This window comes from Vibrio sp. S234-5 (assembly GCF_000960595.1).
Classification (GTDB): Bacteria; Pseudomonadota; Gammaproteobacteria; order Enterobacterales; family Vibrionaceae; genus Vibrio.
Genome location: NZ_JZAM01000220.1, coordinates 1 through 14,919 on the forward strand (window position 1 = coordinate 1; position 14,919 = coordinate 14,919).

Below are 14,919 nucleotides of genomic sequence, written 5' to 3' on the forward strand. Positions count from 1 at the left end.
TATCCTTTACGACTACATGGTCAAGTGCATGCAGGAGTTAGCGAAAGCGGAACCTGATATCGATGCACTCCTGCCTTGGAACTTCAAACACTAACAATATCGCCCCGTGGGTTCATGGGGCGGATACAAACTAGAACTTGGGATATCGCCAATAAAAGCGACTGAAATATCTAAGAAAATAAGCAACAAAGAGCAACAACAAACTCTCGTGATTCCAGAACGCTTGTGTACAGCCATCTATGGAAAGGCTATCGAACTTATTGAGGGAGCCTATCCATACAGGCAATTGATCGCCGACACGGAAAGTGCATTGCAAGCTAGCTACCTTGAAGGGAAACGCACTCTAAATGAAAAAGTCGCGAAAGGCCAAACATTCACATTCATAAATTCTGATGGCAGTATTAATCAACATAAATTCTCTGCTGCGATAAATGAGTATAAGCCAATTTCGTCAAAGGATATTTTAACCCCTTTGGCAAAAGCACTTCCTAATATTGATTTGAAAAACGGAAATAGCTTTAGAAGTTATCTAGGACAGTTAATTACGGCTAGTTACATTGTTTGCGGGGGGTTCAGTGGGATGCGAGACTCTGAGTTGGAACAATTGACTCCTAATAGCTACTACAAAGATACCTTTGAAGGGCGTGACTATCACATGCTGCAATCACACACCTTTAAGCTGGGTGAAAAACGAGAAACATGGGTGACAGCCATCTCATCCAAAGTAGCGATAGAGCTAATGTCTGTGCTAACAGAACGTTGGAGAAGTCAGGTAAGCTACCCCGATGAGAAATACAAAAACACGTTATGGGTTAATCAAGCTAGCCGTTCTAAGGAACCTGTAGTTATTCCCCATTGGAATCAACGATTAAAGAACTTTTGTAAACATTTTAACTTCATTATCACTGAGGAAGATTACCAAGAAAGCCTTGAGTCTAACCCTTGCTCATTACTACGAGTGAAAGAAAGCTTGGTTGTCGGCAAGCCTTGGCCATTAACAACGCATCAATTTAGACGAACTTTAGCCTTTTACTGCATTAAGAACCGCTTCGGGACACTCGTAGCGCTTAAACAGCAATTTAAGCACCTCTATCTTGCGATGACCGCGTGGTACACGAATGGTGGCAAGCTAGCGAGCTTACGGGACTTAAAAGTAGATGAACAGGTGCAAAAGACACTGAATGAAATCAATGCTCAAACCACCGCCAATAAAATCTTTATGCAATGGCACTCAGATGAAACCCTATCAGGGACTCATGGTAAGGCGATCATGAAAATGCGAGGTGATATGCCAACCATCTATAGCTCTTGGGATACAATATATAAAGCCGTCAAGGATGGTAAGTTAACGCTGCATGGCTCAATGCACAGTTATTGCACATCTGGTTATGACTGCGATATGGATGGCGTAGTTGCCCCACAGTTCTGTGTTGATTGCGGTTCAGGAAGCAGCATCATTGACGAACAACAGGCCAAGCGGTGGCAGAAAAGACACCGCAGCTTAGTTGCCTACATGGGATCTGGAGAAAAAGTTTCAGTAAGTGAGCATAGCCACTTTGTCACTCAAGTAAGAGCCGCAGAGAAAGTCATGGCTGACTTTGATATACCTTTCACTCCTTTCGAACCCGATTTGAAGGTAATTAACTTATGAGTAAAAGCGAAAATACACTGCTAATATTAGAGGCTGCCCTGGAACGAATTAAGCAAGGTATACCCAAGCGTATTCCTACTCACCGCAAGCTCAGCGTAAGAGCTGTCGAGGAAGAGGCAAACTTAGGTAACGGTAGTGGTTATTACTATCCTGAACTTGTGGAAAAGATTAAACAGGCCAAAGTCGAGATCGCAGAGAGCAAAGGCGAAGTGATCCAGCCAGAAATCCAGGTGGTGCGCTCCAAGCTCAACAAGCAAAAGCAAATCAAGGACAACTACAAGACAAAATACGAGGCTGAACGTGAGAAGTTAACTTTGTTTGCATCTGCACAGCACCACCTAAACGATAAGTTGGTTCAGGCATTAGCTCGTATCGATAGTTTGGAGTATGAGAATGCCGAACTTCGCGAGGAGCTTGCTAAACTCAAAAGAACTAAAATAGTTCCAATCAAGTAACACCTATCTATGTCCACTTAATGTTTGAGTGGACAACCACTACCACACTGATGGGGTAACACCACTAAACTCACGCTGCCCCTTTATCGTTTAGCATAACGAGAACTTACATATCATTTTTCTGCTAATTGACCAATTTTATCTAACGCTTCAATATGTGTGTAGTTGATTAACATTAAAATCAGTCATGGACTAGATTAGTTAGCGTAGGACATAAAAATGATAAGAAAAGCATCCGAAATATTAGAAAAGTTTATAGCTGAAGAAGCTAAACGGCTTGATGGTGTCAAAATGCCCCACATGCCAACGTTAGGCAGTGCCTATGAAGAGATAACCCGTAAAGGTATCGATAATAGGTTTACGATCCCAAAAGCATTAGATCTAAAAGTAGTATCGGGTTTTATCTCAATTGAAGGTGAGATGCTACCTGAACAAATTGACTGTATGCTTGTTCATGGTGATGGGATTCAATATGGATTAACTGAACAATACATATATGAGATTGAGTTTGTTTTATGTATTTTTGAAGTAAAGAAAACGTTAAACAAACCTGACTTAAAGGACGCTTTAGAGCACCTAAGTAAAATAAGAAAAAGTTACGCAAAATTATTTGAAAAAAAACTTGTCGAATATGACTATGAACCAGACTTACATGTGGCGGGTAAGTTATTCTCCCAAATAACTGGCAAACCGTCACCTGTAAAATATCGCCAAATTCATGATCTAGAGCCAGAATATGGTGTGCTCTTTTATTCTCTGGTTCAAGAATGCTACGCGCCAGTTAGTATTATTCATGGTTATGGTGGATATAAAACTGAATCTGGATTGAGAAATGCGTTTGTTGATATTCTTGCCCAAGAAAAAGATAGCAATGGTATTGGTTTTGGCATCCCTTCATTTCCTACATTAGTTACTGCAAATAACTATTGTTTGGTAAAGAATAATGGTTTCCCTTACATGGCTCTACAAGGTGTAAATAATTGGGTTGCTATTTCTTCTACTCGTCACAATCCAGCGTACATCATGCTGGAAATAATTTGGTCGAAGATATCACAATATTTTGATGTTGCGATGCCTTGGGAAGATACACTAGAAACTGAAAACTTAGCACCTCTTTTAACTGCAACAGTACGTCGCGAGGGCGATAATGTTGGTTGGTGGTATAGAACTAATGAGCCATCAGAGAAAATCCTAATAAGAGAAGCTAACACCAAATGGGAGCCTGCGAAGCTAAGTGCAGCAGCCATTACGTTAACTAATTTAATGATTTGGCGCGGTGGCGAGTTTGATATATCTGATGGCTCAGAGTGGCTATCAGACAAGTTTGGAGCCACCTTTGAAGATGTTACAGAAGAACTTCTGTGCTCTGGATATTTCATGAATGACAACGGTTTTCTTCGACCAATTGAGTCTGTTAGTTTCATCGCTACGGCTGACGATAATACTGGCTACATTTCTACTGACAGAAAAATGCTAGATATTTGGCTTGAAGGGCAAGAACAAGAGTTCGTAATTTCTAATTTCATCTTTATGTAAACCTAAAGGCCGAGTTAGCGCTTTGTACCTAACTTAGTTTTGTCCAGAACCTTCATTTTTGGCACTTCGTAACTCAGAAGTGCCCCTTTGTACGTTAAACCTTTTACTCATTCATATCTTGTTAACCTGAGTTTTCCCTAGTCAAACTTATCCAATTAAGTTTAAAACTTAGCGTTCCTGTCACTAGGCAACACTTTGTATATTAGTTACCCTTCATGTAGTATAACTTATTGATTATAATTTAAATTAACATAATCTTGATTGCATTGTGTGAGACAATCGACAACAATTTTATCGGTTGATAAGAGTTAAACTTCAAGAAGGTTACATAAAATGGAAAGCGTAATAAAATATTGTCATGATCGAAAGTACAATTTAGATACTATCACATTAAATAGAGTTCAGGCGTGTATTGATAAATACTGTAATGAACTAGTAGAAACCTATTTAAATGATGTATTAGATAGTAAAAACAAGGAATCTAAATTTATAGTTAAACATGATATCCTTGGTGATATAGTAATGCTTGATGTTTCATTCGAGTTCTCACCTAATCAATTGGAATTAATCTCAACTACTCTTTTAAGCTCATCGATTGATATCAATGAAGTGCACCTTAAATATTTCACTCTGGAACTTATTGATGAAATAATGAGTGGTCAGATTAATGGTGAGCTAAAAAAGTACACTATTAGAACATATAATAAAATATTCAATTCCCACCCTATAAGAAATGAAGTCCTAATCAATGATAGTGATTATCGATTCTTAATTAAGCCTTTAGAATGGACAAGCAAAGAGGAACCAATGACTGAACAAATAGTCATGCTGGATATTGAGGTTGAAGCAGTAAATATCGAACATGCTAGAAGTTTAGCTTTTAATCATACCTTAAATGTAAATAGTTATCTCTCGGTATTATTAGATGTTGGCTTTGATATGGTGAGATCTGAGTTCAGAATTTTTACAACAAAGCATGGAAATGAATTTAATTTGAATCGTTATAGAACTGGGTTCATTGACTATGAACTAGGTCTTATAGTTAAAGACAATCACTATGGATTGAAATCAGTATTAGACTTGGAACATGTGAATTCCTTTCAATCAGGAAAAGTAGCCATGAACTTTGCAATGCCAAAATCCGACGGTGGATACGAATTCTTGGGGTCAACCATTTATGATACCACTTCAAATAATGAGTTCTTAGATGATGTCTTTTCAGCTCATAAAATAAAGCAAAAGAAATCTAAACATAAGCCACAATATTTCCCCATTAGTTCTGAGCCACATTACCCTGATAATGAAATTAGCATACCAACAGATATTAGAAAATATTTTAGCGGGATATCAAAATTAGGAAGTAACTATAGAGCAGCCTTTAATTCCTGTTGTCGCATGTATAACATTTCAATTACCTCTGGAGGAAATTTAGCAACTTTAGATAAGTCGTACAAAGTTTGTGCTATTGAAGCTTTGTCTAAAGTTGAAGGAATTAGTTTTTCACAATTTTTAGAAAAGTACTCTATCGAAGGATTTGACAAAAAATTGTCAGACTACTTTTATACAGTGAGATCTAGTCACTTTCATGCTGGTAAGTTTGCATTTGATGAATTTAATTTTAATATGCAAAGAGAAATATCTTTTTCTTTTAAAGAAAAAACAAGTGATTATATAAACTTTGATAATTACATACGTATTGCAATTGTAAATTGGATAAAGTCTAATATTTTAGAAAAATAAAAATAGTTTAAGGCTTCAAGATACTTTTTCTAACCTGTCGAAATCATTTAAAGTAATCAAGCTAAATGATTTCTGTCCAATGATAAGTTAGCGATTCAAAGTAAAAGGGAGTTGCCCAGGATCTCGAATGTTGTAAATAACGCTATAGGTCGAGGTTTGCTTCCTTTCTTATCAATACAAACAAAACCTTTGGATGAGAGGGCTTCAAGAGTATGAGTAACCTCTTCGATACTACGACCGCTCATTTCGGCAAGCTCATCGAGACTACTCGGCTTTTCGCGAGCAATCGTATTCAGTAGCTCAACATTCTCGTTAGTTAACAGTTTTGAAAGCGCTGTTAGTGATGCAAACCAGAACTGCGGGGAACATTCTTCATGCTTTGCTTTTCCCTCTACAACGCGAATCATGTGTTTGCGAACAAGCTCTTCTGATAGAATTCCGATTCGAGCTTTCATACCAACTTCCCTTCAGCTTTTATGGATGTAATCACTTTCAATAAATCTGTCGTGATGGCTGGGCATTTTTCGTTCATAAAGATCGTTACTTCATCACCAAATTTCATTGTTACGATACCGTTCTTATCGACACTTAACAGAGCAAACGACTGCTTCAAATCAAGAGTCGTATTACTTTCAATATTTGTAGTTTCAGACATACATACCTGCCCCATTTCTAACTGTTATGTTTACAACTAGGGTAACAATCGTTACCTCAGGTATTCATTTGATTGATCGGTTTAGCTTATCGACGGTTTCAGTGGCATGTTGAAATATGGCGTCCTTTACAAATGCGAACTCTTTCTCTGGAAATCGTTTGTCAATTAAACTAAGGGCGTTGCTAAATTGAGCAAGAAAGCCTGACACGATCTCATGACATTCGTCATTGCGGATACCGAACTGACTCGCAGTCTGTTCTATGTGACGCAAACAAATCTTGCTGATGTGGTATTTATATCCCTTGGATGCTTTCAGTCCCATAGCTAACTTTAGCTTTCGCTTATTTAGCCCTTTAGCACCGACAGCAGGATGGGCTGATAGCAAATCGTAGAATGGTGTAAGATGATAGTGTCCGCCAGGTTCAATATGCACTGAAAAGTTTTTGATATGACCATCGGTGGCACCAATGAGATACTGCAAGATCATAAACTTAAAAAAGTCATCAGTGTTCACCATTCTTTCAGTTGAGAATTTTAAAGTATCAACAATATTGGCGATTCCTAGACCATTCTCCGATTGATATTTTTTATTCTCAGGAACGCCGAAAATTTGGCAAAAGTCTTCTTGGTGCCTACGATAAACGGTCCTATTACCAAAACAACGATCAAACCGTTCGACTGCAAGCGCTTTAGCTCCTGACTGTACGGTTATTATCTCAACATTAGGTACTTTAAAACCAAGTTCCTTGGCTATTTGAGCACATATGAATTCATTCTCAATGCTGCTGCTCATATCTAGAACGGAGTTACTTTGGGTAATAACATCCATCGGATACTTAACTATGTGACTACTGAACGCGGCTCCCTGTGGGACATACCACCTTCCATTTGTTTTCATCAGCGTGGTTTTTCTTTGCGTACCAGATACACATGGCCTGTAGTCACCAAAACATGGGAGAAATGATTTACGCAGAGTAACGAGTTCATTTAAGTCACTTATTGATAGCTCTCGATACTCCCACCCCATATCTGGCAGATTCTCACTACCCGTGAACGAAATACCGCCAGTACAATCATGACCAAGTTTGGAGAGTAAAGTGAATGCATCATTAGATTCCACTCCCATTGAGTGAGCAAGGCTTAATCGTTCTTCCATTAAATCAGGAAGAAGATTATTCATGAAATTCAATACATTAAATGATGAATTTTCTCCCGTTCTTAACGGTAGGCTCAACGAGATCGGAAAGGATGAATGATATGCTAACCATTGCTCAGAATATGAAAATGACAAGTCGGTCTTCGACCGTTGAACAAACTGCCCCACGAGCATGTTGTTATTTGTGGCATATGCGTAAAGTATAGGATTGTACAAATTAGCTCCCACTTTCTTCTAGTTGGGCTGTGTTTTTGTAGAAGGTAATTGCATTTTCTACTGCCATCATTTCGGCTTTGAGATCCAATCTACGATTGTCATGCTGTGAGATGTATTGCTCTATGCATGGCCTAAGCTCGGAGTATTGCGCACACAACCGATTGAAATGCTTCCATGACCTGCTATGAAGAGAATAGGACTCTGACAGAGCTACCTGCTTATCTTGCAAAATCGTCAAGAGACTTTCTTTCTTGAGAGAAAAATAATTGGAATCCTCACTGTAATTGTCGTAATCAACAACCTCCCAATCGGTATGGTTAAACATAAAACCTTTGGAAAACAACTCATCTCCATGCTTATCGAAACCGCACGAAAGTACCGCGCCGATAAGCGACATTTCCTTCAATTTTTTTTCGACGTATTCATCCGATAAGTACTCTTTCTCATCGCAGTCTATTGGAAAGGACTTTAAGTCATTAGCAGAGAAATGTTCATTGCAATAAATGGCGAGAAATAACTCTTTTCTGATTTTTACCTTCATGTGTTCAAAAAATGGCCTTCATTGTTAATTTTGAGGATTATAATCCGTGGAGTTATATGCCGCAACTGTGCAATTGTTCAGCAAATTAATTTCATAAATAAAAAACATGAACAAGAAACTTGCAGCACTTGTGGGAAAACGCATTGCTAAAATGAGGAAATCCAAAGGGTTAACTCAAGATAAACTCGCGTTGCTCGCAGAGATAGATAGAAGTTATGTTGGACGCATTGAGCGCGGTGAAGTCAATCTCACGGTTGAGAAGCTGTATGAGATTGCAGCGACTTTGGGCTGTGATGCTAAGGAGCTTTTGCCTTAATGTTTAAGCCCTTAGATTAATTTTTTACTGGGAATGAATAATTGTCTTTGTCACTAAAGACAAAGAATCTGTGCTTATAAACACTTGGTTGCACTCTTCTAGTTGGTAACTTTTTCTTCCACTCCCTAACCTAATTCTACCTTTGCTATGGCATGAAAAGATCGGGACGCTGGTTAACGGGAAGCTCCATGATTGAACAACAACATCTATGTCCAATTTGTCATTGCTAACCTTTCCTATATACTGTTTATAAATACAGCACTCTAAATATAGAAAAGTATGATGCTTACTAAGGACAAAGTAACCCAGTAGTTGTAAATTGTTACTGTAGTTTGATTTAACTTATTGATAATAATGAAAGTAACAACTGAGTGAGCGCTATGGAAATTAAAAATGTCATTTTGCACAACCTCATTAAAGAGGAAAAAAGTACCAAAGTTGAGCTAGATGATCGCAAAAAAGAGAATGAAGTAAATGAATCGGCGCTTCAACTCAGCAAGGGGATCAATGAGAAATTTAATTCTACTGGATTAAATACTGGTCACTTTGAAAAACCAGAAGTGGATGAGCAGTTGACTCATTTTGAATTTTTATTGGAAAAATACTACAACGAAGGATTTGATAATTTTGTTGGTTTTACAAAGTCAGCAGCTACTTATCTGCAAAAACAACTAATGTCCGCACCTTCAGCAAAAGGAGGGCATCTTTGGTTTAACCATTATACGCATGCTGGAGAGCACTTTCTGAGCGTGGTTTTACTACGCGAAAAAATGGTAATGCGTATTGATAAATTAGAACTAGAGCAATTCGATAGTGTTGATCTTGATAAGCTCCATATGGCTGCCCGAATTAATTTGACTAAATGGCGAAATGCAGATGAGCAATCTAACCGCTACATCTCCTTTAAGATTGGTAAAGAAGCCAAAAAGGTTACGGATTACTTCGCGAAGTTCATTGGTTGTAAAGAGTTCACTCAGGCCGCGACGGACACTAAGGCTCTCGTAAAATGTATCGAAGAGTATTGTCGTCATCACCTCTTCGATGACGCGAAAACCGAAATGGTGAAAAACAAGGCTCATGACCAGATTGTTGAGTGGAGAAAGGAAGAAAAGCAAACAATACACTTAGATACTCTTTCTACTGTCCTAGACGCGACATTTTTGCCAGAAGATGTAGGCGAAGAGAAAAAAGGGCAATTTTTGCGTATTTCACAAGGTGAGCCTCATAATCTCAATAACGAACTCGCAACTGATCCTAATGCTCTAAGACGATTAAAAAAATACTCAGGAAGAAACAAGCATATTTCACTAAGCTTTGACGCAAAGCTGTTAGGAAATTCTGTCGTATATAATCCCGAGAATGGTGGAGTGTTAACCATTACTGAAATACCTAAGACGCTGAAAGATCAGCTAGAAGGCAAAAATTAAAGATGACTAAGGTAGAGCTTCTTAATCAAGTATCGTCCTTTATTGACACGTTCAAACTCGTTTCTAATAACGAAGACGATTACATGTGTCAAATAAAAATGACAAATGAAATTAAGGCGCAACTATCTTCATGGGAAGACGAAGGGCTTCTTTTAACTATCGAAGACTTGGCGAGTAATAACTCACCAGAGGCTGAAGACACTGTTATTAATCGTGAGTATCGGTTTTCTATTTCATTGGTTAACTTACACCAAGATGGAGTGGAAATTTACTCAAACTGGAGTCAGTTTTTCAAGAAAAGTAAAAACAAATACATAATCCCTGATTCATTTTATATTATTAGCGATAAATCAAAATTCACTGGTGACACTGAACGTCTAACTGGTGACTTGAAGCACTATGTAAATACGGTAGTGTTAATCAAAATTTTACTTGATCAAGCCGACCATACTGACACTGTGAATGGAAGCAACCTCCCAAACGTAATAATGCTGCATAAAAATCGGTTGGAGATTCCTTGTAATTACAAGTTAGAGGATATTCAGTCTGGTCTAGACGGCATAACGCATATAAGCAAATGGATAAAAGATGAGTCGCACAAAGATCAACGAGTAAGCATCTTTAAAACAGCATTGTATGACTTTCTTAAATCTGTGCAAAAAGAGAGACGCTTTGAATACCTCCTTACTCACTTTGGAGAATTCTCCGCTCAGGTTATTGAAAACTATGATCTATATGTGAGCGAATTTTCTTTTGATGATGTCCGTTTGGAATATCAGGAAAAGAAAAGAGAATACATGTTGAAAATTAATGAGACATTTAGCTCTATTCAAACGAAAGCATTAGGTATTCCAGTATCATTAGCATTTGTAGCACTTCGATTATCAATATCAAAGACAGGGGATGTTACTGAAGCCACTAATATGCTTTTATTTGCATCAGCCTTAGTTTACGGATTGATGATGTGGTTATTAATACAAAACCAGAAGCATTCATTGAAGTCTATAGAGACCGAGTACCAAGGACAAATCAACCGTCTTAAGAAAGAGTACCCAGAGCACCATGCTAAAATAGCATCGGAGTTTGCTGACTTGGATAAAAGGTGTCGTACACAAAGGTTCCAATTGAATTTTTTCTTGGTTCTGATCGTCGGTCTAGTGCTTATTGTTTATACACATTTGGATATATCTCTGAGTTATACTTGGGGGCGCATGTTAGATTGGATACTAGAAAATTCAACGAAGGGGTGGGAAATCATCGTAGCTGCTATTGTTAAATTATACTAATTCAGACCTGATCTGACAGGTGTTTGACTTGTACGTACACCTATCCCCCTCCCCACATAGATCGCTTCTAGACATAAATTATTTTCGGATAATTAAATATTAGCAAACCATAAATATTCTAGTTCAGGTATAGCTAAAATGTACGAACCTTACTGATTGAATGCTGCTTAGTTTCATCTCTCATTTTAACAACTAGAAGAGATAAGGCCGATCAAAATTCTCACAGCCTTATTTTATAGATTGTCAAATTATACCGTTATTTGATAGCACAGCCACTGACAAGTTATAATACTACTTTATCTCTTCATAATTGCGTTTTAAAAATTTATTGTTTTTGGTGTATTTTGCTATAACATACTTATTCAAATCAAAATTCAATGCAATAGAGTCAAGTTTGTCACTATTAAGTGTGAGTATGAACTGTTTATTCTCTGTTGATGATAACGTAGATTCAATATAGTTTAGAGCTTTTCCAAATGTGTCATCATCATTATCAAAAATATTATCATGTACTAAAAATCCAAGATGATTTGAATATTTCTTATCATGATTTAGCAACGAGAAATCATATATAAACACCTTAGCTCTTTCATTACTGTGTCCACCATCCTCTTTAATTCTCAAATTGAAGTCTACTATTTCTTTTCTATCATTCACTAAAATTGAGAAAGATGCTGACATATCGTCAAATAATTTAGAATGTGCATCAAGAATTTTTTTCTCAAAACTATCCAGTAAACCAGAAAACTCATTTAACTCTAGTTTTATATCTATTTTAGCTTCTTCAAGTTTAAGTTTACAATTACTTATTGAACTTTCAATACTTTCAACTTTCTTCAAGAATGATTTTAGCTCAGCTATAAAATCATTCTTGATAGCAATCTCACCCACTATTTCTTTTTGATCATATTCAATGTCGCGAGCCACCGATTCATTTCTATTTCGATAATGTAAAAGGTGAGAGCGACGATCTTGGAGCGAGTTAATTTCTTTCTCAATTGATGATATACGACTATTTATTAAATTGTTTGTGTATGCATCGATTGTATTTTTAAAACATTGCACCTCTTCTAGCGTCCGAGATATTGAGTCACCTAAACTTGATTTAACTTTTCCATAAATATCTGACACAGCTTTTATGTCTATACTTTGATTTTTTCCTAGTTCTTTAGCTTGAGATATTTTTAATTTTAGCGTGGATATCTTAGTTCTAATTTCTCTAAGTTCAATATCAAGTTTGTTTTTCTCATTATCAATATCGTCAAAAGCTGAATAATCATTATTATCTAAAAGTTCTTCTAGTTTATTCTTCTCATCTGTTATTCTATTAAGTTCAACTTTAGCTTCTTTAATACTTTTCCCAAGTAGAGTCTCGACGTACTTTACAGTCTTTCTCTTATCAGATTGTAAATCATTAATGTTTTTCTTTAAACTCATTGCGGAGTTTAAATTATCCACACTTAACCCTAAGATAAAAAAATGAGGTTTGAAGTTAACAGGAACCTTAACATTTGTATCACTATAATCGGGGATGGATTTAAACTCACACCTTTCATCTCTTGTAATTGGATTAATTAAATCTCGAAATGAGCAATATTTGTTTTGCGAGTTAAACTCTATTTTGTTTAATAAATAGTTCTTTGCTTCAGATAGATTCATCTCTAAAGCTTGGAACCCATCATATATAGTGACATCTGAATGCTCTACTATCGATCGTTCTATCTTTATTGGTTTACCAGATATTTCCAGCTCTAGTACAATGGACTTATCTGAACCAATAATGTCACTTGGGATATTTTTAATTCTACTTTTATCAAACTCTTTAAGTAAACCAAAATTCAGAAATTCAATAGATATAGATTTACCTACACCATTCCTCTTTAATGAACTGTGACTTTTTTCACCAAGGATAATATTAAATCCATCCTTAAATTCTATTGGGTCGAATAATGAATCATCTGTACAGTACATTTTTTTAATTTTAATCATTTTTACTGATCTCTATGTATGGTTCATCTAAATCTATCGCTCCCACTGAGTATAGAAAGATCAAACTTTGTATGACTCTTTGCTCTCCATATTCAGGGAAAGAACGATATGTTGTGTCTAGAAGACCATTTATAGTCATTCTTTTTCGATTTTTGAATAGGATGGAAAGTATGCTAGCTCCAACAATAGGAATAGAGTACTCAATACTTTCAGTAGTTTCTATTAGCCTATACATGTGCTAACCTTTCGCTTCTAGATAGAGGAAAAACATTACATGCAGTCAGGTGCTTTAGTAAGAAAAATCTAACTGCCATTTCGTCATATGAGTAACTTCCAAGGTTTAGATTTTTAATGATCTCATCCTGAAGTACATCCAATGACTGGTTTGCATCCATATTGTTTTCTTTTAGTATTTTCCTGCTTTTTATCTTTAGGTAAGTAGATACTTTGGAATGCATTAAACTATCAATCTCATTGTTTTTAAGTATTGAAGCTAATATTGGCTCGTAGGTAATACTTAGTTCGAATAGGTCATCTTCGATATCTTCAGTATTATCTTTAAACCGCAAAGGTATCTTTTGCTTTGGATCTATTTCAGTATTCTCATCAAAAGACTCGGTCGTCACCATATCACTTAGACGGTTTATTAGCTTAACTAGTGTAATTACTTCGTTAGATGGTTCAGACTCCTCTTTTAAAGGTGTTATCTGATGAAATAGCAAATCAACGATTTCTTTTTGTGTTGCTAAAGGTAAGTTTAGCATCGCTCTTAAAATATCTTCTTTATCTATAATATCTACTTTGCTACTAAACTTGAATTTTCCTATTTCAACATCATCAATTTTATACGACTTTTGTTTTTTGGTTAAAATATATATTTTTAGTGTGTCGTATTCTTTGTTAAGCTCTTTCTCTTGGAATTTTTTAAGACAATCTTTGACTTTAGTTAAACTTGAAGTAGATGTTACCTGAACTGATAGTCGGTTTTTATTATCATACAAATCTATGGCTGATGCATTTTGTTTGATCTTGTTTATGTTCTCTAACTCATAGTCAAAAACTAAGTTTAGCACGCGTGAGAAGAAGTTTTCTTGAATGACAGATGTGTCGTGTAGATTCAAACTTGACATAGTATCGGTGTAATCCGATAAGGTACATAAATAAGATGTTGCAGATTTTATATACTTTTCTTCTTCTAGCATAATCAGTACTGGTTTATTGTTATTAATCCCATTGTATATGATTTTTATCATACCATAAAACTTAATAACCTAAGTATGTTCATACTAATTAATTGATCTATGTGGTTTTTATTGATTTGGATAGTGAGAACAACCAGTCTGTGTTACAGAAATCGAATGAACTAAATCAAAATCTTACGATCAGCTCAGAGACATTCATTCACTTACTTTAGTTGCATACAGAAGTACTCCCCAATCTACTCAAACAAACACGCAGAGCTATCACGGATATCTCGGTAGATGGTGCATACGATACAAAGGAGAGAAGTGGCCCCCGATTTTCGGACATGACTTTAAGTGGTCGATCTGTTTTGATAGTACCCAACAATACAGGGACAGATTATGACTAGAAAACGTAGAAACCACTCTCCTGAGTTTAAAGCTAAGGTGGCACTCGATGCCGCTAAAGGCGATAAAACCGTCGCTGAGTTAGCTCAGAAATACAACCTGCACGCTAACCAAATCTCGACATGGAAAAAGGAGCTGCTTGAAAACGCAGCCATGATTTTTGCCACCGAAAATCACACAGGAAAAGAGAATTCCGAAGAAGTGGACAAACTTCACGCCAAGATCGGTCAATTGACCATGGAAAATGATTTTTTGGCCAAAGTGCTCGGTCGTTAGACCGAGCCCAGCGAAAGAGTTCGCTGGTTAAATCCACCCCATTGCCGATAAAGCGCCAGTGTGAGCTGCTCAATATTGCTCGGCCT

Annotated in this window: 12 protein-coding genes and 2 pseudogenes; 8 read left to right on the plus strand and 6 right to left on the minus strand. The window is 36.6% G+C overall.

The genetic code is table 11. The features are described 5' to 3' along the window. Window positions 1-124 precede the first annotated feature (124 nt). The 4 genes and pseudogenes from UF06_RS13035 to UF06_RS24500 all read left to right on the plus strand — a co-directional run. A pseudogene (locus UF06_RS13035) lies at window positions 125-1,651 on the plus strand (hypothetical protein); the annotation flags it as partial. Then, on the plus strand, window positions 1,648-2,106 hold the full coding sequence (locus UF06_RS13040; protein ID WP_045570834.1) for a hypothetical protein: 459 nt from the start codon (window positions 1,648-1,650) through the stop codon (window positions 2,104-2,106). The pseudogene UF06_RS13035 and the gene UF06_RS13040, both read left to right, overlap by 4 nt. A gap of 219 nt (window positions 2,107-2,325) precedes the next feature. Beyond that, the gene (locus UF06_RS13045; protein ID WP_045570835.1) at window positions 2,326-3,642 is read left to right on the plus strand and encodes a DUF6602 domain-containing protein; all 1,317 of its coding nucleotides are present in this window, start codon (window positions 2,326-2,328) and stop codon (window positions 3,640-3,642) included. A 333-nt stretch (window positions 3,643-3,975) separates the two neighbouring features. Then, a complete protein-coding gene (locus tag UF06_RS24500; RefSeq protein WP_082069703.1) occupies window positions 3,976-5,382 on the plus strand; it encodes a hypothetical protein in 1,407 nt (468 codons plus the stop codon). Window positions 5,383-5,477: 95 nt separating this feature from the next. Here UF06_RS24500 and UF06_RS13055 read toward each other — a convergent pair whose 3' ends face one another. The 4 genes from UF06_RS13055 to UF06_RS13070 form a co-directional block, all read right to left on the minus strand. Then, window positions 5,478-5,837, minus strand: coding sequence for a transcriptional regulator (locus UF06_RS13055; protein ID WP_045570836.1), 360 nt, complete (start codon window positions 5,835-5,837; stop codon window positions 5,478-5,480). Then, window positions 5,834-6,037: a hypothetical protein gene (locus tag UF06_RS13060; RefSeq protein WP_045570847.1), complete on the minus strand. Its 204-nt coding sequence runs from the start codon at window positions 6,035-6,037 to the stop codon at window positions 5,834-5,836. The genes UF06_RS13055 and UF06_RS13060 overlap by 4 nt, the downstream gene beginning before the upstream one ends. A 64-nt stretch (window positions 6,038-6,101) precedes the next feature. Then, window positions 6,102-7,421 (minus strand): HipA domain-containing protein, encoded by a 1,320-nt coding sequence (locus UF06_RS13065; RefSeq protein ID WP_045570837.1) that lies wholly within the window; start codon window positions 7,419-7,421, stop codon window positions 6,102-6,104. Then, on the minus strand, window positions 7,411-7,950 hold the full coding sequence (locus UF06_RS13070) for a hypothetical protein (RefSeq protein WP_045570838.1): 540 nt from the start codon (window positions 7,948-7,950) through the stop codon (window positions 7,411-7,413). The genes UF06_RS13065 and UF06_RS13070 overlap by 11 nt, the downstream gene beginning before the upstream one ends. Window positions 7,951-8,056: 106 nt before the next feature. On the opposite strand from UF06_RS13070, the gene UF06_RS13075 reads away from it, so the two are divergent. The 3 genes from UF06_RS13075 to UF06_RS13085 all read left to right on the plus strand — a co-directional run bounded on the left by UF06_RS13075 (window position 8,057) and on the right by UF06_RS13085 (window position 10,979). After that, the gene (locus tag UF06_RS13075; RefSeq protein WP_045570839.1) at window positions 8,057-8,266 is read left to right on the plus strand and encodes a helix-turn-helix transcriptional regulator; all 210 of its coding nucleotides are present in this window, start codon (window positions 8,057-8,059) and stop codon (window positions 8,264-8,266) included. A 380-nt stretch (window positions 8,267-8,646) separates the two neighbouring features. Continuing rightward, a complete protein-coding gene (locus tag UF06_RS13080) occupies window positions 8,647-9,693 on the plus strand; it encodes a nucleoid-associated protein (protein WP_045570840.1) in 1,047 nt (348 codons plus the stop codon). Window positions 9,694-9,695: 2 nt separating this feature from the next. Next, a complete protein-coding gene (locus tag UF06_RS13085) occupies window positions 9,696-10,979 on the plus strand; it encodes a hypothetical protein (protein WP_045570841.1) in 1,284 nt (427 codons plus the stop codon). A gap of 291 nt (window positions 10,980-11,270) precedes the next feature. Here the strand turns inward: UF06_RS13085 and UF06_RS13090 are convergent, their stop codons facing one another. Then, window positions 11,271-12,968 (minus strand): DUF2326 domain-containing protein, encoded by a 1,698-nt coding sequence (locus tag UF06_RS13090; protein WP_045570842.1) that lies wholly within the window; start codon window positions 12,966-12,968, stop codon window positions 11,271-11,273. A 227-nt stretch (window positions 12,969-13,195) separates the two neighbouring features. Beyond that, complete coding sequence (locus UF06_RS13100; protein WP_077201211.1) at window positions 13,196-14,170, minus strand: SMEK domain-containing protein; 975 nt, start codon at window positions 14,168-14,170, stop codon at window positions 13,196-13,198. A 381-nt stretch (window positions 14,171-14,551) separates the two neighbouring features. Between UF06_RS13100 and UF06_RS13105 the strand changes: the two are divergent. Continuing rightward, window positions 14,552-14,919: pseudogene (locus UF06_RS13105) on the plus strand (transposase); the annotation flags it as partial.

Excerpts from the sequence above, each read along its gene's own strand:
- UF06_RS13040 (WP_045570834.1), top strand. The coding sequence starts at position 1,648 with ATGAGTAAAAGCGAAAATACACTGCTAATATTAGAGGCTGCCCTGGAA.
- UF06_RS13045 (WP_045570835.1), top strand. The coding sequence starts at position 2,326 with ATGATAAGAAAAGCATCCGAAATATTAGAAAAGTTTATAGCTGAAGAA.
- UF06_RS24500 (WP_082069703.1), top strand. The coding sequence starts at position 3,976 with ATGGAAAGCGTAATAAAATATTGTCATGATCGAAAGTACAATTTAGAT.
- UF06_RS13055 (WP_045570836.1), bottom strand. The coding sequence starts at position 5,837 with ATGAAAGCTCGAATCGGAATTCTATCAGAAGAGCTTGTTCGCAAACAC.
- UF06_RS13060 (WP_045570847.1), bottom strand. The coding sequence starts at position 6,037 with ATGTCTGAAACTACAAATATTGAAAGTAATACGACTCTTGATTTGAAG.
- UF06_RS13070 (WP_045570838.1), bottom strand. The coding sequence starts at position 7,950 with ATGAAGGTAAAAATCAGAAAAGAGTTATTTCTCGCCATTTATTGCAAT.
- UF06_RS13075 (WP_045570839.1), top strand. The coding sequence starts at position 8,057 with ATGAACAAGAAACTTGCAGCACTTGTGGGAAAACGCATTGCTAAAATG.
- UF06_RS13080 (WP_045570840.1), top strand. The coding sequence starts at position 8,647 with ATGGAAATTAAAAATGTCATTTTGCACAACCTCATTAAAGAGGAAAAA.
- UF06_RS13085 (WP_045570841.1), top strand. The coding sequence starts at position 9,696 with ATGACTAAGGTAGAGCTTCTTAATCAAGTATCGTCCTTTATTGACACG.
- UF06_RS13090 (WP_045570842.1), bottom strand. The coding sequence starts at position 12,968 with ATGATTAAAATTAAAAAAATGTACTGTACAGATGATTCATTATTCGAC.
- UF06_RS13100 (WP_077201211.1), bottom strand. The coding sequence starts at position 14,170 with ATGCTAGAAGAAGAAAAGTATATAAAATCTGCAACATCTTATTTATGT.